General features: G+C 63.2%; 15 protein-coding genes and 3 pseudogenes. 7 read left to right on the top strand and 11 right to left on the bottom strand.

All coding sequences use genetic code 11. The features are described from left to right. Positions 1-3: 3 nt before the first annotated feature. From ABFT43_RS22085 to ABFT43_RS22075, 3 genes are read right to left on the bottom strand one after another with little or no spacing between them, the layout of a single operon-like run. A complete protein-coding gene (locus ABFT43_RS22085) occupies positions 4-1,071 on the bottom strand; it encodes an MlaD family protein (protein WP_347962396.1) in 1,068 nt (355 codons plus the stop codon). Positions 1,072-1,076: 5 nt separating this feature from the next. Next, on the bottom strand, positions 1,077-1,940 hold the full coding sequence (locus tag ABFT43_RS22080; RefSeq protein ID WP_347962395.1) for an MlaE family ABC transporter permease: 864 nt from the start codon (positions 1,938-1,940) through the stop codon (positions 1,077-1,079). Between the two features lie 4 nt (positions 1,941-1,944). Then, positions 1,945-2,760 carry an MlaE family ABC transporter permease gene (locus ABFT43_RS22075; RefSeq protein WP_457590214.1) on the bottom strand — a complete coding sequence of 272 codons (816 nt, stop codon included), beginning with the start codon at positions 2,758-2,760 and terminating at the stop codon, positions 1,945-1,947. A gap of 460 nt (positions 2,761-3,220) precedes the next feature. Here ABFT43_RS22075 and ABFT43_RS22070 point away from each other — a divergent pair, with 460 nt between their 5' ends. From ABFT43_RS22070 to ABFT43_RS22060, 3 genes are all read left to right on the top strand, one after another. Next, positions 3,221-4,087, top strand: a complete 867-nt coding sequence (locus tag ABFT43_RS22070) for an enoyl-CoA hydratase-related protein (RefSeq protein WP_347962394.1) — start codon at positions 3,221-3,223, stop codon at positions 4,085-4,087. A 112-nt stretch (positions 4,088-4,199) separates the two neighbouring features. Continuing rightward, positions 4,200-4,778 carry a TetR/AcrR family transcriptional regulator gene (locus ABFT43_RS22065; RefSeq protein ID WP_347962393.1) on the top strand — a complete coding sequence of 193 codons (579 nt, stop codon included), beginning with the start codon at positions 4,200-4,202 and terminating at the stop codon, positions 4,776-4,778. A 379-nt stretch (positions 4,779-5,157) separates the two neighbouring features. Beyond that, complete coding sequence (locus ABFT43_RS22060) at positions 5,158-5,940, top strand: hypothetical protein (RefSeq protein WP_347962392.1); 783 nt, start codon at positions 5,158-5,160, stop codon at positions 5,938-5,940. A gap of 56 nt (positions 5,941-5,996) precedes the next feature. Here the strand turns inward: ABFT43_RS22060 and ABFT43_RS22055 are convergent, their stop codons facing one another. From ABFT43_RS22055 to ABFT43_RS22030, 6 genes and pseudogenes are all read right to left on the bottom strand, one after another. Beyond that, positions 5,997-7,088, bottom strand: coding sequence for an IS630 family transposase (locus ABFT43_RS22055; RefSeq protein WP_347962391.1), 1,092 nt, complete (start codon positions 7,086-7,088; stop codon positions 5,997-5,999). A 346-nt stretch (positions 7,089-7,434) separates the two neighbouring features. Then, on the bottom strand, positions 7,435-8,226 hold the full coding sequence (locus tag ABFT43_RS22050; RefSeq protein WP_347962390.1) for an SDR family NAD(P)-dependent oxidoreductase: 792 nt from the start codon (positions 8,224-8,226) through the stop codon (positions 7,435-7,437). Next, on the bottom strand, positions 8,223-8,690 hold the full coding sequence (locus ABFT43_RS22045; RefSeq protein ID WP_347962389.1) for an SRPBCC family protein: 468 nt from the start codon (positions 8,688-8,690) through the stop codon (positions 8,223-8,225). Before ABFT43_RS22045 ends, ABFT43_RS22050 begins: the two co-directional genes overlap by 4 nt. After that, positions 8,687-10,216, bottom strand: a complete 1,530-nt coding sequence (locus ABFT43_RS22040; protein ID WP_347962388.1) for an aldehyde dehydrogenase family protein — start codon at positions 10,214-10,216, stop codon at positions 8,687-8,689. The genes ABFT43_RS22045 and ABFT43_RS22040 overlap by 4 nt, the downstream gene beginning before the upstream one ends. Then, positions 10,213-13,560: an AMP-binding protein gene (locus tag ABFT43_RS22035; RefSeq protein WP_347962387.1), complete on the bottom strand. Its 3,348-nt coding sequence runs from the start codon at positions 13,558-13,560 to the stop codon at positions 10,213-10,215. Before ABFT43_RS22035 ends, ABFT43_RS22040 begins: the two co-directional genes overlap by 4 nt. Positions 13,561-13,857: 297 nt before the next feature. Beyond that, positions 13,858-15,110 (bottom strand): annotated as a pseudogene (locus ABFT43_RS22030) (IS3 family transposase). Positions 15,111-15,235: 125 nt separating this feature from the next. Between ABFT43_RS22030 and ABFT43_RS22725 the strand changes: the two are divergent. Both ABFT43_RS22725 and ABFT43_RS22025 read left to right on the top strand, forming a co-directional pair. Continuing rightward, positions 15,236-15,466: pseudogene (locus tag ABFT43_RS22725) on the top strand (AsnC family transcriptional regulator); the annotation flags it as partial. Next, positions 15,467-16,279 (top strand): Lrp/AsnC family transcriptional regulator, encoded by an 813-nt coding sequence (locus ABFT43_RS22025; protein WP_347962386.1) that lies wholly within the window; start codon positions 15,467-15,469, stop codon positions 16,277-16,279. It abuts the pseudogene before it with no gap. 114 nt (positions 16,280-16,393) lie between these two features. On the opposite strand, the gene ABFT43_RS22020 is transcribed toward ABFT43_RS22025, so the two are convergent. Then, positions 16,394-17,479 (bottom strand): oxygenase MpaB family protein, encoded by a 1,086-nt coding sequence (locus ABFT43_RS22020; protein ID WP_347962385.1) that lies wholly within the window; start codon positions 17,477-17,479, stop codon positions 16,394-16,396. A 188-nt stretch (positions 17,480-17,667) separates the two neighbouring features. Then, complete coding sequence (locus ABFT43_RS22015) at positions 17,668-18,297, bottom strand: TetR/AcrR family transcriptional regulator (protein WP_347962384.1); 630 nt, start codon at positions 18,295-18,297, stop codon at positions 17,668-17,670. Between the two features lie 95 nt (positions 18,298-18,392). Here ABFT43_RS22015 and ABFT43_RS22010 point away from each other — a divergent pair, with 95 nt between their 5' ends. Next, entirely contained in the window at positions 18,393-19,001 is a 609-nt protein-coding gene (locus ABFT43_RS22010; protein ID WP_347962404.1) for a phytoene desaturase family protein, read from the top strand. Positions 19,002-19,049: 48 nt separating this feature from the next. After that, positions 19,050-19,927 (top strand): annotated as a pseudogene (locus ABFT43_RS22005) (IS3 family transposase); the annotation flags it as partial. Positions 19,928-20,072 lie beyond the last annotated feature (145 nt).

Genomic DNA, 20,072 nt, shown 5'->3' with positions numbered 1-20,072 from the left:
ACCTCATCGGCTCCATCCCCTTTCGACCAGACCGCCCAGCGCGAGCGGCGCTGCGACCAACGGCAGGTCGTCCAGCACGAGTCTCAGGCGTAGGCTTGGACGCTGGGGGGTACCACCGAATACTGCGGTCAACCTGTCCACCACCGCATCAAGCCTCGGCCCCGTCGTCCCGAGCGACACTATTCCGGGAACGGTGTCCGCATAGAGCTTGACGATCTCTACGGCAGGAATAAGCTCGGCGCTGTGGGACCTCAAGAGCTTCCCCACTGCTGCGAACAGCGCACCCGAACCCAACTCGAGGCCCGCACTGGACTTGTCGAGCGTCTTTGTGTCGACACCGATCGACCCATCCGGTTGGCGGTTATACCTGCCCTGATAGATGGTGTAGCCCGCGTCGATCGTCTGCCCCAAGAACGAGGGCAACACATCGAGGATCCCATTTGCGTCCCCGATCAGTTCGCTGGGGAGCGCGCGCTGAGTCTTCGCGACCTGATCGGCGAACACGAGGCCGGCACGTAGCAATGGCGTGAGCCCATTGGTGTAGCGGAGGACCTCATCGAGAGTGTCGACCATGTGCTCGTTGAGGACACCGCTGGTCACGATCGAACCGCGCTCGATCATGGTCGACATTGTGTAGTTCGGCACAGCCGTCCGGGTCAGGCTGGCACCGCTGCGTAGCGTGCCACCCCCCTCGCCCTTCACGAGGTTCAGTGCTGTCACACCGAAATAGTTCTGCGGCCGGAAGTCCATCTCGAAAGTGTCGGTGAGACCAACGATCTTGGAGGGGTCCAGTTCGAGATCTAGTGTGACGGTGGCGGGTCCCGATCGGTATATGCGCTCGATAACCCCGACCTCGGCGCCGTTAAGGATGACGTTCGATCCCTCGTCGGCTCCCGGCGCAACGTACGGGACCGCGACACTGATCGACAGCATCGAGTCATCGTCTCGAAAACGATCGAAGGCGGTAACGACCACGATCATCGCCAGGACTAGGCCGATGGCGAGTACTGCAGTCAGAGTGGTTCGACGACGCTGGCGCGCTGCCGATCCACGGATGAAATCCTGTTGCACGATTCCTACCCTGTGAAGACCATCTCGGGGCTGAGCCCCCAGATGATGACCGAGAAGACAAAGTTGGCCACGACGATCACGACAAGACTCGCCCTGATCGCACGGCCGGAGGCAACACCGACTCCTGCAGGCCCCCCGCTCGCGAAATAGCCGTAGTAGCTGTGGATCAGGGTCACCAGAATGCAGAACACCAGGGCTTTTATCACGGAAATGAGCACTTCTGATGGTGTGATGAACTGTGCGAAGTAGTGGTCGTAAGTGCCGCCGGCCTCGCCGTGGAAACCCTTGATGATCAACGCGCCGGTGGCAAAGCTGATCGCCAGGCCGAGAAGATAACTCGGCAAGACACAGAGCATCCCCCCGACGAGGCGGGTACCCACGACGAACGGGATCGCACGGATGCCCAGCGCCTCGGTCGCGTCGATCTCCTCCGAGATTCGCATGGAACCGATCTCGGCGGTCATGCGGCACCCTGCCTGGGCGGCGAATCCGATGCCGGTGAGGATCGGAGCGATCTCCCTGATGTTGGCGAAAGAGCCGATGATCCCGCTCAGAGCGCCAAAGCCGAGGAGATTCAACGCGCCGTAGGCCTCGATGGCGATGACCGCACCCACAGCCACCCCGAGGATGGCCAGGAGACTCACCACGCCGCCGTCGACGATCAACGACCCGCGACCCCAAGCCATCGAATTCATAGTCTTGAAGGTCTGCTGTCGGTAGTGCTTCAACGTGATCGGGATAGTCCCGATCGCCTTGGCACAGAACAGGATAACCTGCCCGAGCCCACTGAGTCCGTTCTGCACGGCAGTTGCCGCCTTGGCGACGGAAGAGGTGACTCGTGGCACCGGTCGGTACTGCGAAGCGGTCATCGTGTCACCCTAGCTGTTCGTGGAAGAACATGGACTGTCCCTGACTCATCACGAGATTCGCGATGAAGATCGCAACCACGCTCAGGACCACAGACGCATTCACCGCATCTGCGACACCCCGTGGCCCACCCTTGGCTTCGAGTCCGCGCAAGCTCGCAATCAAGGCGACCATGGCGGCGAAGACCAGCGCCTTCGCGATGGCGAAGATGATGTCGGTTGGTGTGGCGAACGCTCCGAACGATTGCCAGAAGCTGCCCGGCACAACGTCGTTAGCGTTGACTGCAATGAGGAGACCCGCTGTGACACCTGCGGCGATGATGACGACGCACAGCATGGGGGCGATCACCACCATCGCGATGAATCGTGGCATCACCAGACGGTCGACCGGATCGATCCCCATCACCCGCATGGCGTCGATCTCTTCCCGTATCGCCCGGGATCCGAGATCCGAGGCGATGGCCGATGCCGCGGCACCACTCATGAGCAATCCGGCGGCCATGGGAGCCCCCTGACTCACCACGCCCAGGCCCGATGCTGCACCGGCGAGAGAGCTCGCGCCGACCTGATTCATGAGGCCACCGACCTGGACCGAGACCTCCGCGCCGAGGGGCACAGCCATGAGGAGCGCCGGCAGGGTCGTCACCTTGAGTAGCAACCACATCTCACCGACGATCTCGTCCATCGGGAGCTTCAGACGGAAGATATCGACGATCACATACCGAAGCACCGACCCTGCCAGGATGGCCGCTCGACCTATCGTGTCCACCGTCCGACCCGGAGCTTCCCTCAGGTATGCCAGCAGCTTCTGCAAGGGTTTGATCCGCGATGAATCCTCGACCGCCACTCGCTGGAGATCCACGACAGCAGTCACCAGGACTCTCCTTGTGGTCGTGGACGGATACCTGCCGTCGCAGTTGGGTGACTAAGAGAAGGGTTCATCACAACCTTCGCATCCGATTGCGTTCCGCCGTCGAGCCCACGCGGCACCGAGACGGCACGCCGATCCCCGACGCCGGTCGCTGTATGTGGGATCACATCGACTCGACGACCTTAATCTGTCGCACACTTGTCAATCTGTCAACTAGTTCGCGTGCATGAGCCGCAACTTACGTCTTCGCACCCCCGACGGCACACACGTCTGCCAGAAATCGAGAACGCCAGTTCACAGCCGATGTTGTGCATGCTTCGGCAATGCGTTGCCAACGTGGAGCCACACGACCTTGCGCGCCCCTACCGTGTTGACTTACTGTCAAGTTCTCTCGCGCAGCAAAGGAGGACGTATGACATCGCGCTATTCGACCATCACCTACGAGGTCGACCGATCAGGCATCGCGCAAGTCACCCTCAACCGCCCAGACGCCCGCAACGGCTACACCGTGAAGATGGCGCGCGAACTAGAGCACGCGCTCAAGCGCGCCGATGACGACGAACTGGTCAGGGTGGTCGTACTCGCCGCGAACGGCAAAGACTTCTGCTGTGGCGCAGACCTTTCCGACGGTGCCTTCGAGGTCGACCCCTCCGCGGGCGCCTCGGATGGCGAATGGCAGGAGCCGGCCGGCCGCTGCTCGATGACCGTGTATCGAATGAGCAAACCGGTAATCGCGGCCGTACAGGGTGCCGCCGTCGGCGCCGGCGCGACGATCATCCTCTCGGCCGACTACCGCCTGGCCGCTTCCGACGCCAGATTCGGCTTCGTCTTCAGCAGACGCGGAATCTACCCCGAGGGCGCATCGGCATGGTTCCTCCCACGCCTCGTCGGCATGGGCACCGCACTCGACTGGATGGTGTCCGGGAGGCTGTTCGGCGCCGACGAGGCCAAGAACGCAGGTTTGGTGCACTCCGTCCACCCCGCCGGTGAACTCCTCAGCGCCGCGCGTGAGCTGGCCCACGACCTAGTGGCACACACGGCGCCGGTCTCGGTCGCGGTCGTCCGACGCATGCTGTATGAGCTCAGTGGTGACCCCACGCCGGACAGGACCCGCGTCATCGATTCACGCCTGGTCGCGGGACTCGCCGAGAATCCCGATGCGTTCGAAGGAGTTTCGTCGTTTCTAGAGAAGCGCCCGGCAGATTTCCCGGGCCGCGTCCCTCACGACCTGCCCGCGTGGCTACCGTGGCATTCGCAGGTGGACCCCACCCACACGTGATGCCGTAGGTATTTTGTAGCTGACGGACTTCATGGCCAGGCCACATGAGCCGGCCATGCCACCACGACGATAGGCCGGTATGACCACACGGAACACCGCCGAGACCAAACGCATGGACGGCTACGAGCGTCGCGAGCAGATCATCGCCTGCGCAATGCGCCTGTTCGAGAAGGGATACAACGAGGTCTCGATCGGCGATGTCGCCGAGGCGGCCGGGGTGGGACGTCCACTGATTCATCACTACTTCGGCACCAAGCGAGACCTCTACCTCGAAGTAGTGAGGCGGCTGTCGTACATCCCAGCGGTTGTTCCGACCGCTATCAAGGGCGACACCCTCGACGAGCGGATCGATGCCTCCATCGATCGGTACCTCACCGTCGCATGGCGCCACCGCAACATGTGGATATCGACCATCGCCATCGACGCGGGCGGAACCGCCGACGACGTCGACAAGATCATGCGAGAGGCGGACCTAGTCGCGGTCGAGCGAATGCTGACAGCGCTCGGAATCGAGGGAAACAGCCCGGAGCAGAACAAGCTCCGTGTCCACATGCTCGCTTACGGCGCAATGGCCAAGTACGCGAGTCGCCTGTGGCTCAAGGAGCTGACACTCACACGTGACGAGGTCCACCTGTTGTTGACTCGAACGCTGAAGACCCTCATAGACGATGTAGCCGGCATCGAGCCCTGAAAATGCCGGTCGCCCGGTCCGGCTCACAGCATTGGCGGCAGCCATCACACAGCGTGCCTGCGCCCACCGCGAACCGCTCAACTCTGACACTCTCGCCGAGATCGCCGATTCTCCGCCCGACTGCGGAGCGCGAGTCGAAGCCCCTGGCCCCTGAAGGCTGGGAAACATGCGCAGTCCGGAAGATCGATCTTTACGCAACTATGACTCCGTGTCATACTGGCGAAACCATTGCCACGGACCCATTCGTACGCGAAACAGGCTGTGCAGCGCCAGGTTCGATATTGACGGCAACCTACGAACGCGTCTCAGCGAAACCCCAGACGATCGCACAAACGCCTGTAACCGGCCCGTGACAACGTAATCAGGTTAAGGAGACACCGTGATCCCTCATCCGCCATCGATAGAATCGGCGATCGATCCCCTCTACATACTTGCGGCCTTCAGCCTGGTCGCATTCGTCTCGGCCGCCTATGCCATCTACTGGAGCCTGTCCGAGCGAGACCCGATCCCGGTCTTCGCATGCATCGGCGCTTTCATATGCGCGTTGAACGAGCCGTTCTACGATATTCTCGGCCAGATCGTTTACGCGAGTGATCATCCGTTCGCGTACAACGGGATGGGGCGTGATATCCCATGGTTCCTCGTCATCGGGTACATCCCCTGGGTGGGCCTCCTCCCCTGTTTTGTTGCACGCATGATGGCCAGCGGATCACCCCGCCGCACTTTACATCTGCTCGCTGCAGGATCCTGCGCATCGGTGATCGTCGTCGAAACCCTCGGCAACATGTTCGATGGATGGGACTACTACGGCGAGGCGCCTCTCAAGTACCTCGTGGTAGCACCCCAGCTCGCACCGGTTCCCATTGTCGGTGGCCTGTTGATCTACGCGTTTGCCTACCCTCTTCAGGGCTGGAAGCGTGCTGGAGTCGCGCTCGTCGTGTCGACTGTAGCGCTACCGATCGTATTCGCTGGAGCATCTTGGCCGCTGTACGTCGGACTAAACTTCGATCTGCCGATCTGGATCGACTGGATCCTGGGCATTGCAATGCTCAGCCTGACAGCGGGATTCGTTGTGGGCGCGACATCGGTCGCCGAACGCCTGCGGATTGCAACCCAGAGGTCGGACAGTTCTCGATCGAGGCTTGGCGCCACCTCTGCGTGAGCCACCCCGCCGTCGCGTGTCGGTGACGGCGACGAGACCAAGCAAGGAGACCTCCGCTAGTGTCCTGAGTCATTAATTCGTGTGCAGTAGTGGGCGATGGAGTCGAGGATCTGGTCAGCGGTCTTGACCCACACGTAGGGGCGGGGGTTGTCGTTCCAGGTCTCGATCCACGCTCTGATGTCGGCATTGAGTGCTCGTACGGTGCGGTGGGTGGAGCGTTGGAGTTTCTTGGTGGTCAGTTCGGCGAACCAGCGTTCGACGAGGTTCATCCAGGATGAGCTGGTGGGGGTGAAGTGGACAACAAACCGCGGGTGCGAGGTCAGCCATCGTTTGACCGCGGGTGTCTTGTGGGTGGAAGCGTTGTCCATGACCAGGTGGACGTCGAGCTCGTCGGGTACTTCGGCGTCGATCTTGCGGAGGAATCCGATGAATTCCGTTGCGCGATGCCGTGAGTGAAGCGAACCGATGACTTTGCCCGACGCGATGTCCAACGCCGCGTACAGGCTGGAGGTGCCGTTGCGCACGTAGTCGTGGCTGGCCCGTTGCGGGGTGCCCGGGAGCATGGGAAAGATCGGCTGGGTGCGATCGAGCGCTTGGATCTGGGTCTTCTCGTCAACGCAGAGCACCAGGGCACGTTCGGGTGGGTTCATGTAGAGCCCGACGACGTCGCGGACCTTCTCGGTGAACATGGGATCTTTCGACAGCTTCCACGAATCCTGTTTGTGTGGAGCCAATCCGAACGCTGTCCATACTCGCGAAACAGTTGACTGCGACATGCCGAGATGCTCAGCCATCGACCGAGTCGACCAGTGTGTCGCATTCTTCGGAGTGGTCTCGAGAGTTGCGGCGATCAGGTCTTTGATCTGCTCGTCGCCGACGGTTCGAGGTCGCCCGGGCCGGGGTTCGTCGAGCAACCCCTCGCAGCGGTGCTCGACGAACCGGCCTCGCCATCGCCGCACGGTACCTCGGTTGAGGCCGAGTCGTTGTGCCACTTCGGTATTCGACTCGCCATCAGCGGCAGCGAGAACGATTCGTGAGCGCATCGCCAAACCCGAGGCCGTCATTCGCCGACGCGCCCACCCTTCGAGCTCACGGCGCTCGTCATCGGTCAGAACAATATCCACTGCTCGCGGACCCCGGGTTGCCATTCCCCAGTCTATCAACCGAATGACAATTAATGACTCAGGACACTAGAGCGACATTTCCAGGATATGGCTCTACGCGGAGGTCTCCAGGTCTTTCTCCTGGAGAGTCGCCCCTGGCCTGCCCAAAGCTCCTCGAAACGTTGGTGATTGCCTGTGGGACCGGGAGCGACAGTCTGTTGCACCGGCACCGAAGCCGCCCCGCCGGTCAATGTAGCCCCTCTGTGTCACACAGCCACCTCCGTAGGCTCCTCCACGGAACAGGCTCCGACAGAGCAATCGGCCCGGGTGCCGCGACGATGACCGTTGCGGCACCCGGGCCTTCATGCGTCAGTGCACTCTGGACGGGATTTCAGTGTGTCGTCGGCGCTGACCCACCTCCGTCGACACACACTCGTTGACCCGTGATATACCCGCCCGCCGGCCCTACGAGGGCAGACACCACATGTGCCACGTCCTCCGGTGCGCAGACGCGCCCAAAGGGGCTCCTGGCGGCAACGGCACTCATCGCATCCGGACTGCTGTCGCCGGAGGCGACGAGTCGGTTGCCCATGTCGGTGTCGACCAGCCCCGGCGCGACGATGTTGACCCGGACCCCGTTGTCACGCTCCTCGAAAGCCAGCACACGGCAGGCACTTTCCACTGCAGCCTTGGCCATGATGTAAGGGGCGGTGTACGGCGGCGCGGACATCACGAGCGCACTCGATATCACCACGATGTCGCTCCGGTCGGCGCGGCGCATCGTCGGCAGCAGGTGCCGGATGAGCGCCAGGGGCCCGAATGCATGGACGTTCATCAACCGATCGAACTCGGCCGCATCGGAGTCCGCCACGGATTGTCCCCGACTAGCGATCCCGGCGTTGCTGACAAGGAGGTCGATCGGACCGAACTCGTCCTCCACCGCGGCAACCACGGCGGGCCATCCATCGCGTTCCTCCACGGCGGCCTTCACCGCCAGTGCCACACCGCCGGTCGACCGGATATCCGAAACAACGTCGTCGGCGGCCTTGGCGTTGCGATGGTAGGTCAGACCGACCGAGGCGCCGCGTGCCGCCAGGTCCCGGGCGATGGCCGCACCGACACCACGGGACCCACCGGTGACCAGCGCAACCCGCCCCTCCAGTGAGTCACTCCGCAGACTCATCGGGCAACCGCTCCGACGGCGAGGCGATCACAGTGTGCGACGATCCTGGCGATGAATTGTGCGATGACCGCAGAGAATCCGGCACGCAGAACATTTCCCAGCCATCGACTACGGGGTACGAATTCGACGGTCCATCGAATGTGGGTGCCTCCGAACTCGGTGGGCTCGAATGCGATCTCGCCACGATAGTGAGAAAACAACGCGGGCGAGAGGACCGTATAGACCTGGCCGACGGCCGGATCCCAGTCAAGGATCATCTCCCGAATCCAGACCGGTGGAGCACCGACCCGACGAATCGCGCCGGCGCCGTGCGCTGAATCGGCTCCCCAAGACTCCAGTTCGGTCTGTAGCACCATGGGGCGTGCCCAGCGCTTCCAGCCGTCGGCGTCGGCAACCACCTCGGCCACAACTTCGACCGCGGCGGTGGTGAAACCACTGTGAGTGAACCGGTACCTCTTCGTCATCGAATCCCCTTGCGATGTCGCAATGCAAATCTGGCTCGAGTGATGAAGCGGAGCGCAGGCATGGTGACCGGCGCCCGCGACAATAACATCCCATTCATTCCTGGAATATCGAATCGCTTGTCGGACAATGCTTTCGTCCTAGAGAACTCTCGGATTCCCTCTTCGCCGTGGATGCGTCCGTACCCGCTCGACCCAACACCCCCGAAGGGCAGTGCAGGGATGCTGACGAAAGCGAGGACCGAATTGATCGACACCATGCCACATCTGAGCCGGGACGCGATCCGCTCGCCGTCATGCAGAGAGAAAACCGCAGCCCCTAGACCGAACTCGCCGGCGTTCGCCAGCTCGATCGCCTCGTCCACCGACCCCACCCGCCGGATGGTCACCGTCGGTCCGAAGGTCTCCTCTGTCACCGACGGATTGTCCTCGTCTCCGTCGACCAGCAGGATCGGATCGATCATTCGCCCGCGGATACGGTCGAGGCCGCCGAGCGGCAACTGCGCTCCGGCACCGATGGCGGCCTGTACGTGGCGTCGAACCACCTCAACCTGCGTAGCCACCGTCATCGGACCGTAGGTAGCCGAGTCATGTTCGCCTGCATATGCGTTTTCGAGGCGTCGAGCAACGGCCGTGATGAACTCATCGGCGATCGATGTGTGCACGTAGACACGCTCGACACCGACGCACGTCTGGCCTGCGTTGCTGAATCCGCCCCAAGCCGCCGCGTCGGCTGCCGCCTCGATGTCGGCGTCCGGTGCGACGATCATCGCATCCTTGCCGCCACATTCCATGACCACCGGGGTTAGGGTGCGCGCACACGACGCCAGAATTCTCCGGGCGGTCCCGGGAGAGCCGGTGAACTCGATCTTGTCGACACCCGCTTCGACGAGTGCGGCACCGGTGGCCCCCGAGCCGCTCACGAGCTGCAGGACCCCGTCCGGAAGCCCCGGGTTCGCACGGTGAAAGGCGTCGACGAGTTCGGCGCCGACCGCGGTCGAGTACTCACTCGGTTTGACCAAGACCGTGTTCGCCGCGGCAAGCGCCGAGGCGATGGGCGCAACCGGTGCGAACAACGGGTAGTTCCAGGGGCTGATCACCCCGATGACGCCGAAGGGCTCCCGCCGGACGGAAGCCCTGTAGTTCGCCATCAGGACCCCCGATGAGACACGGCGCTCGCGCATGACCGACGCCGCATGCACTGCGGCCCACCTGATGTGCTCGAGGGCGATGACGAGTTCCATGAACGCATCGTCGACAGGCTTTCCGTTTTCGCGGTGGATCAACTCGGTGAGGTGCTTTTGAGACCGGCACAGTTCTGACGCCCACGCCAGCAGGGCGGTGCGCCGAGATCCGAAATCCATTGACCGCCAAACTTTCTGAGCATCGCGGGCTCGACCGAGCGCCTGATGCACGGCCACAGCGTCCATGCCCTCGAACTCGGCGATCACCTCGCCGGTGAAGACGTCGTGGGAGCGGAGGGCCGCGGTCTGTCCGACCGCGGCCCCGGCAGATGCGGTGCTCGTCATCGTGCTGCTTCGGTTGTCGCGTACATCGAGTCGATGGTCTCCCGGTAGCGCTTCGCGATCGGCTTGCGGCGCAACTTCATCGTGGGGGTCAGCTGATCACCGCCGGGCAACCAGAGCTCACCCAACACGGTATGGCGCTTGATCTGCTCGACCCGGGCAAGTTTCTCGTTGGCGCGTGCAACGGCCTCCTCGATGTGTGCGAGGAGTGCCGGGTGGGAGGCGACCGCCTCCAGGTCGTTGCCATCGATTCCGATCTTCTCACCGAATGCCCTGGCGGCGTCCGGATCGAGCACGATGAGCGCTGTCAGGTACGGCCGGCCTTCGCCGATCGCCACGACCGAACCCACCAACGGGGTCTCCGCCTTGACCGCGGCCTCCACCCGCTGCGGGGAGATGTTCTTACCCGCCGAATTGATTATGATCTCTTTCTTGCGGTCCACGATCGACAGGTAACCGTCCTCGTCGATAACGCCCACGTCCCCGGTCTTGAGGTAGCCGTCCGCGTCGAATGTCTGCTCGGTGGCCTCGGCCGCCCCGCGGTAACCACGCATCGCGATCGGCCCCTTGACCAGGACCTCACCATCGTCGGCGATCCGGATGTCAACCGATCGCAGAGGGCGCCCAACGGTACCGAACTTCTGGGCACCGATGGGGTTGATCGTCGCCACCGCACCGAGTTCGGTCATGCCCCAGACCTCGACGACCTCGATGCCGAGCGCGGCGAAGAAGTCGAGGACGTGACGCGGGGTCGGCGCCGCGCCGACGACCAGCCAGCGCAAGTTCTCGAGGCCCAGGAGGGCGCGGATACCGGCTAGGACCGGTGCGGCCTGCTCGTACTGCACCTGCAATTCGGCGGGCACCTCGGCGCCGGAACGCTTCGCCTCGGCGACGGCCTGCCCGACCTTGAAGGCGCCCTCCACCGCTGCACGCTTGTTCTCGTCCGGTTCCACCGAAAAGCGGGATTGCAGACCGGCAACGATCTTCTCCAGGATGCGCGGGACGGTTCCCCAGATATCGGGATGAACTTCCTGGAGGCTGACCACCAGCTGTGTCACATCCGGAACGCAGGTGACATCGAGACCGAAGGCGGCACCCCCGTAGTGGGTTCCCCACCGCTGGGCCGCGTGGGCCATCGGCATCGCCGACGGAACCCGGTCCCCAACACGGTAGTCAAGGACCTCGCCGGCCAGAACCAGGTCGGCGACCATGGCCGAGTGGGTGATCTCGACCCCCTTCGGGTTTCCGGTCGTGCCTGATGTATAGATGAGTGTGAGCACATCGTCGGGTTGGACCGAACGCCAGGTTGATTCGAAATCGAAGTCCGCAGCGGGCTTCTGGTCGCCGAGATACCGAGTGCCCTCGACACCCGGCGTGGTGCAGTAGACCGGCACGGCGCCGCCGACCCCCGCGACCAGCTGGGGCGCGTACTTCTCCTCACACAGCGCAAGACGCGGCTGGGCATTCGACACCACATAAGAGATGTCGGCAGGCGGCAGCGTGTTGTACACAGAGCACGTCGCAGCGCCGAGATGCGTTGCCGCCATGTCGATGATGTGAAAGGCCGGCCGGTTGTCGAACATCAGCAACACCACGTCACCGCGGCGGACACCAAGCGCGGCCAGGGTCGCTGCGGTCTCGGCGACTGCGTCACGATACTCGCGGTAGGTGTACTCGACATCCGATCCGAACTCACTGAGCGCGCGCTGATCCGGATGCCTATTGACAATGCGGTCGAACATCTCGCAGATGGTCATGTGGTGTTCATTCATCGGGGCCACCTCGTCTCGGGGTCGTTCGATACGTTCCGCGCCGGTCAGGGTCACCGAAGCGGCAACCGGTGTCAGCTCGCGAACGTATTCGTGGGGCTTGAACTGTGCGGTCGCGCGGGCGTAGGAAAGGTGCGAAGCCGGCCACATGGCAGTGACCTTGCCTTTCTCGTTCGTGTACCAACCAGGACAGCTGTCGGTGAACACCGTCTGCCGCAGTTTGCCGTCGAGCCAGTCTTGGAATCTCTCGTACGTGTCCGACGAGACTTCGATCGACGCGATGCCGTTGCTCACTTTGTGGTCGATCGCCATTCGGATGTAACGGGCCTGCCGTTCGAGCAGGAAGACGATCGTGTTTGTGATGCTGTTCGTGTTGGGGCCGAACAACATGAAGAAGTTGGGGAAGTTGGGGTAGGTCATGCCGAGGTAGGCGGTCGCCCCCTCCGCCCACTCCTCGTGCAGGTCCCGGCCACCGCGTCCGCGAACCTTGATGGGGACGAGAAACTCGCTCGCCTTGAAGCCGGTGCACCAGATGATGACATCGGCGTTCACGTGGCGACCGTCTGCAACGGTGAGACCCTCGGGATCGACTGCGGTGACTGCGGATCCGACGAGATGCACGTGGTCACGACCGATCGTCGGGTACCAGTCGTTCGACAACAGCAGGCGGTTGCACAGCAGCCGGTACTCGGGAATTGCCGCCTTCACCTCTTCCGGATCGCTGACGTGTTTCTTGATGGTGTGGATCAGGTACCACTGCGACAGCTTCCGGATCGGATTCGCTAGCCGCAGAACCAGGGGGTACCGGGATTCGTAAGCGAGGAAGAGCACGTTGTGGTGCATCTGACGCAGCAGCTTCGAGTGCCGCATGAGGGTCGTCTGAAACTTCCCGGGACGTCGACGGCTTTTCCACATGACCCAGTTCGGCGATCGCTGCAGCACGGTCATCTCGGCAACCTGATCGGCGATCGCGGGGACGATCTGGATGGCACTTGCCCCGCTGCCGACCACTGCCACGCGCTTGCCGGTCAGGTCAACATCATGGTTCCACTCGGCGGAGTGGAACGACGGACCCTTGAAGGTGTCGACGCCGGGAACGTCCGGCATCTTCGGGCGGCTGAGCTGGCCGGTCGCCATGATCACGATGTCGACGATCACCTGGTCACCCGTGGACAACAACACATGCCATTTCGCCGTCGACTCGTCGTAGTCTGCCGCGGTGACCTCGGTGTCGAACCGGATATGCCGAGTGATGTCGAACTCGTCGGCGACGTCCTCGAGATACCTGCAGATCTCGTCCTGCCGACCGAACAGCGCCGACCAGTCGGGCTTCAGCGCATAGGAGAACGAGTAGATCGGCGACGGAACATCGCAAGCCGCGCCGGGATAGGTGTTCTCCCTCCACACCCCGCCGATCGAGCGCGCCCGTTCGAAGATGACGAAGTCGTCATATCCGTTTCGCTTGAGTTCGATGGCGGCGGCGAGCCCGCCGAAGCCACAACCCACGATCGCGATCGTCGTGGACGCCGCACCAGCACGCTTTCGACCGAAGCGTCGCACCTTTGTCTTGTTGCCCATGAGAGTGAACGACCTATCACTGATGTCCGAGTCCGGAACCGATGGATGGATCGTGCCGAGCGGCCTTGATCACATTGAAGATCGAGACCTACCAAGAAGAGGTTGGCCAGTCCGGCTCGCCGACACTTATTTGGACACTATGCTGCAGATCACTGGCGGTGTCAAACATCCGCACCTGCTTGACGCACTCAAAACGCATTCTTCATCCATTGTCCAATAATTCGGGCAATCGCGCACGAGCATCGGGCATCGTGGCAGTGTTGGGCCCTACCCCCGGATCTTGGACACGGTGGGTGATTACGCAGCGGTTGGCAGCGTAGCGGCCCGGCGGGCCTGGTAGGTGGACGGGGACAGGTAGCCGCACCAGGAGTGACGGCGCGGGTGTTGTAGCGGACGAGCCAGCGGAAGACCTCGCGGCGGCAGGTGGCCTCGTCGGGCCAGCAGGCGGCGTCTTGGAGGACCTCGCGCTTGATGGTGGCGTTGAACGACTCGGCCAGAGCGTTGTCGGCCGAGGAGCCGACGGCTCCCATGGACTGGGTCACGCCGAGCTGCTTGCAGAGCTTGGCGTAGTCCTTGCTGGTGTAGACCGACCCGTGGTCGGAGTGGAAGATCGCGCCCTTGAGGCTGCCCCGGGTGGCGGCGGCTGCCTTGAGGGCGTCCTCGACGAGCTCGGTACGCATGTGGTCGGCGACCGCCCACCCGGCCAGCCGGCGTGAGTAGCAGTCGATCATGGTGGCCAGGTACAGGTTCGTCCCGTCCCCGATCGGCAGGTAGGTGATGTCCCCGACATAGCGTTCGTTGACCGCCTTCGCGGTAAAGTCCCGCTTGAACAGGTCGGGGACCTTCTGCCCCGACGGCTCGGGGATCGTGGTCCGCACCCTCCGCCTTCTTCACGTAGCCACGGATTCCCTCGGCCCGCATTACCCGCGCGACGCGCTTGTGGTTCACGCGCTCGCCGGCAGGGGCGCCGTCGTTGAGCTCGGCAGTGATCCGGGGCGCGCCGCAGGTCTTGTCCTGCTGGTGTGCGGACCTGATCCGTTCAGCCAGCGCCGCGTCCGCGACCGCCCTGGCCTCACGCCCGGGAGCGGCCTTGACCCACGCGTAGTAGGAAGAGCGCTCGATCTCGACGAGCTCACACAGTCGCTTCACCTCGAAGGTGATGGAGTTGTCGGCAACGAACTGGAAGCGACTCACCAGTTCGTCTCCCCGGCGAAATACTTGGCCGCCCGCTGGAGGATCTCGCGCTCGGTGGAGAGCTTGGTGGTCTCGACCTCGAGCTCACGCACCCGCGCCCGGAGCCGGGCCAGCTCCTGCTCGGGCGTCTCCGGTCCGTCCGGCGACGGTGTCCCGCTCGGACTCGTGAGACGCGGGATCGTGGTGCCGTCGGGTGCGGTCTTCTTGCCCGTGCCGTACTGGTCCACCCAGTGCTTCAGGGTGCCCCGCGCGACCCCCAAATCGGCGGCGATGCCCTTCAGCGTCGCGCCCGGGGTGGACTCGTACAAGTCGACGGCCTGACGACGGAACTCTTCGGAGTAGTTCTTCCTGGCCATGGTTCTCGGATCATCTCGCTTCCCCAGCACCAAGTGCTGGATTCAGCGTGTCCAAGAACCGGGGTCAGGCCCCGTTGATGGTCCCCAAGTAGGACACCCCACTGGGTGACTACGAGAATGGACATATGCCGCAGCCGCAAGATCACCGAGACCGAGCCAGACTCATCCCACCGTCTCTCGCCGACCCAAGCCCTCCGGAAGTCACGGAGAGATCGGCAGCAGTACCGCCTGCGGCCGATGAAACCGACAGGTTCCTGCTCACACAACTCCTCGAGCAAGGACGTTCCACGAACCGTGACCTCGCGCAGGCCGCAGGGATCAGCGAGTCGGCCGTAAGCATCCGCCTTAAGAAGCTGATGAGCGCGGGCAGCCTTGTCTTCACCGCGTTGGTGGACTGGGAGGTCGCCGGTTTTGAGTGGTTCGCCATTGCTCGGATACGCACTGGCAACCGGACGCCACGGGAAGTCGCCAGCAGCATCGCGGAACTGGATGAGTGCGAGGCGGTCGCCGTGGTGGTGGGCGCGTGCGACGTCCTGGCCTATTTCCTGCTGCGCGACCGGGCCGAAGTCCATCGGCTGATCGCCGAGCGCCTCAGCGCGATAGACGGAATCAGCGACCTCGCATTGGATCTCGCAACGGAATCGTTTGTCACCCCATTGGGCCGCCAGTTCTTCATCGCGAGAAACGTCCCGGCGATCAGGCTTCCGGCACCCAGGATTGAGATCGACGACCTCGATGTGGCTCTGATGCAGTCCCTCATCACCGACGGGCGACAGTCGAGTCGGGCCATCGCACGACTACACGACGTGGCCGAGGGAACCGTTCGATCTCGCCTCAGCCGCTTGGACAAAGCGGGGTTGTGTCGGGTGACGGCCATGGTCGAGCCGCTCTCCCTCGGATACGCCGGCGTCATCGCACACGTCACGCTCACCGTTCGTCGCAATGCGTATGTCGCGGTGCGCCAGGCACTGGATTCCCTACCCGGTCTCGTATTCGTCGCGAGCACGTCCGGGCAGGCCGGCCTGTCCATCTCGCTGGCGGCACCGAGCCAGCAACACGTTCTTGACCTGGTGGCGACACAACTCAGAGCCATCGACGGGGTCGACCGGGCGGAGACACTGATCATGGTCGACGTCGTACGATTCAGCCCATACCTGAAACGTCTGTGAAGCGGTGCCCGACGGGGACCCTGACAGTCCGCACACGAGGTTCAGACCCGCCGCTCGTGGCCAACCAGAACCATCGGCCGGCCACGAGCGGCAACGGGGTGTCGATGCCAACCGCTACTTTGCGGATCGAAGCCGCTCCACCTCGGATGCGGAGGTGCCGGCACCGAGGCGGTAATCGGCGGTCGATCCCGGCCAGTTGTGAACCATGTCCGGCAACTCGACAAGGCACTGCTTCGGATCGGGCACACTATACTGCGAGACCCGGACGCGTGCACCGGGAGCCGACTCCGCAGCCCGCGCACGCTCGATGATCTTGGCGACCGAGTCCTTGACAAAGCCGCGCCAGACCTCCTGGCCACGACCACTACGCATAAACTTCGACAGCATCCGATACGAAGCCCTCACCGCCGCTTTCGAACCCAGCTTCGGCTTGCGATCGATCGCGATGAGCTTCCGCTCCTCCGGGCTCATCGTGATCATCGCCATGTCCGCCATCGCGCGCAGGCCGAACATGGCCGGAAGACGCAGGTAGCCCGGAAGATCACCGATCACGGTTCCGGTGGGGTAGGAGCCACGTGAGAATGGCTCCAGCGTGTCACGCGCCTGGAGGCCCGCGGCGAATTTCTGTCGAGCATGAGCGAGGAAGTCGACGGATTCGCCGTAGGTGTTCGGCATGTGATCCGGGTGTACGCCGAGCAGAGCCGCGGGAACCTTCTGCTCCCGTACGAACTGGTCACGCTCGGCCCCGGACAGCGGACCGTACAGCTCCTCGTACGCGGCCAGGAAGGAATCCGCGAGCATAACCTGCGTGAGCACCAATTCGTACTCGGCATGCGCCTGGTAGTGCCGACCCGTCATCGGCTCCTGACCGACGATCTGGGTGTGACGCCTGCGGACCATCGCGCTGTACTTCTCCGCATCCTCTTTGGTCCCGTACGTCGCTCCGTACGTGTACATCGCAACCCGTCGGAACCGCATCACCGGGTCGTCGCCGAAACTGTCGTGGTCGATCGCGGCCGCGGCGAAGTCGGGGTGCAGGGTCAGGAGCATCGCCTCGCGTAACAGGCCGACGAGAAACACCGCGGGGTCTGCCAGTACCTTCCATGTCACGGAACCGGGCCCGATGGCCCAGTCCGGCTCGCCTTCCGAGTCAACCTTCTGCGCCAGCATGGGACGCAGCTTCTCCTGTGTTCCAGCCACTTCCACTCCTAGTAGTCATCACCGTCGACTCACAACGATGTTCCATCGTTTCGGCGATGCTAACAGCTATATGCACACTTTGTCTCCGAAGCTGCTACGCAATCTTTAGATCCGCCGACCGTGGTGCCAGAATCGGAACCCAAGGATCCCAAACCGCCCGATCCACGGCTCGCGGCGGTTATGCACCTTCAGCGAGCCACGACACGTTCGGCAACCTTGCGGAGAAACTCGCGACGCGAAGCCCTCGACTCTTCGAGTGCTTCGGTCGGCAGGAGCAGCAGGGCTAACACCAGACGCAGAATCAGCCCGCCGACGAACTCCGCCTCGTCTCGCGCCAGCGGATCCTCTAGCTCTTCGTCGCTCAACAACGCCGCGCAGAGTTCCTCCATCCAGCGCTGCGCACTGAATTCCGGCCCACCCCGAACCGCCTTGACTAGGGCATCGGGCTCGCCTCGAATCAGGGCCACGCTAACAGGATTTGTCGACGCGCTGTCGAGAAAGTGGTTGAACAAGAGCTCCACACGGTCCGCAACCGTCCTCATCGACCCGACCGCATCGGTCACCGTCTCGAGTACCCGACGGAGCTCTCGGCGATACGTTGCGACAATGAGCTCTTCACGGCTACCGAACCGCCTGAAGACCGTCATCCGCGACCGCCCGGCACGCTCAGCCACCTGATCTATCGTGAGATTTCGCTCCCCCACCTCACCCAGGAGCGCCGCCGACGCATCGAGCAGGGCCGCGTCGGTTCGGGTTTCGGACTTCGCGCCGAGCAACGCGACCCACTCGGCCAGTGTTTGCGCCGTTCCGGAATTCACCAGCCAATCCTGTCATGAAATCCCCGACCGATCGCATCGTCCCGACCTTGACCGTGACGCCTCGCGCATGTTACTAACGATATAGATCGAGTCACATTAGTATCACCAATTCGAGTAGACCCACACCATGCAAAGGGGCTCAGGTGTTCAGAAACCGAGGTCGCGGCCGGCGCGCCGAGAAGCCGGAGCAGGTCATTGTCATCGGCGGCGGCCACAACGGACTGACAGCAGCTTGTTACCTGGCGGCCGCAGGGTGTCGAGTCACGGTCCTGGAGGCCCGCGACCGAATCGGTGGTATGACCTCCTCCGCAGCCCTGCTACCCCAACATCCCCGGCACCTGCTGAGCCAATGCGCGATCGACGCGGTGTACTGGCGCGCTTCCACGGTCGAGACCGAGCTCGGCCTCACCGAGTTCGGCCTGAGGTTCATCGAGCACGACCCCGCCTGGGCATGGCTGGGACCGGACGGCGAATCGCTGGTGCTGCAACGCGATGTGCGCCGAACCGTGACCGATATCCGTCGATATTCACGGCTCGATGCGGAGACCTACACCGAGTTCGTCGGTGCAGCCCGACGTGCGCTGGACATTCAGGACGCCTACGGTTCAGGACGTCCAGATCGCCTCTCGCGCGAGACCTTGAGAGTAGCGGTGAGCGGGGTCAGCAACAGGACGACCCGTAGCCTGGGACTGCTGCACGGATAGGTGACATCTGATCTGGCTTGCCTTCGGGCGGTCGGGAAGGATGTAGCTGTGCCTAAGCCGTACCCCCAGGAGTTCCGTGATGATGTGGTCCGGGTGGCTCGTGATCGTGGCGAAGGTGTCACGATCGAGCAGGTCGCCAAGGACTTCGGTGTGCATCCGATGACGTTGCACAAGTGGATGCGACGCGCGGATATCGATGAGGGCCGCAGCCCTGGTGTGAGCGCGACCGAGTCCGCTGAACTGCGTGAGGCCCGTAAGCGGATCCGGCTACTGGAGCAGGAGAACGAGGTGCTGCGTCGGGCGGCGGCGTACCTGTCGCAGGCGAACCTGCCGGGAAAAGGCTCTACCCGCTCGTAAAGGAGCTCGCTGCCGACGGAATCCCCGTGGCGGTGTCGTGTCGGGTACTTCAGCTCTCTCGCCAGCCCTACTACCGGTGGCTGGCCAGCCCGGTCACCGATGCCGAGCTGGTCGCGGCGTATCGGGCCAACGCCCTGTTCGATGCCCACCGCGAGGACCCGGAATTCGGGTACCGATTCCTCGCCGGAGAAGCGTCCACCGTGGGAGAGTCGATGGCCGAGCGGACCGAGTGGCGGATCTGCCGTGACAACGCCTGGTGGTCGGTGTTTGGTAAGAAACGAGGCCGTAACGGCCGACGATCGGGGCCACCAGTCCATGACGATCTGGTCCAGCGCAACTTCACCGCTGAGGAGTCAAATCGTTTGTGGCTGACCGATATCACCGAACACCACACTCGTGAGGGCAGGCTCTATCTGTGTGCAATCAAGGACGTGTACTCCGGGCGGATCGTCGGCTACAGCATCGATTCTCGGATGAAGTCGCGGCTGGCCGTGGCAGCGTTGCGCAGCGCGGTGGCCCGTCGTGGTGAGGTGGCCGGGTGCGTCGTTCACTCCGATCGAGGATCGCAAGGTGAATTCAACTGGTCGTCGCAACACCTCTATCAGGAGGTGTTCGATGGTTCGTCGTCAGCAGGCCGCGGACAGGGCGGTTCGTCCGAAGCTCCGCTCGCCGGGGCATCCGAAGTTTCAGAAACCCGTCGAGGCGGCGTTCTGG

Origin of the sequence: Gordonia aurantiaca (assembly GCF_039939235.1) — a bacterium.
Taxonomy (GTDB): domain Bacteria; phylum Actinomycetota; class Actinomycetes; order Mycobacteriales; family Mycobacteriaceae; genus Gordonia.
This window is presented reverse-complemented; position numbering and strand designations above follow the sequence as displayed.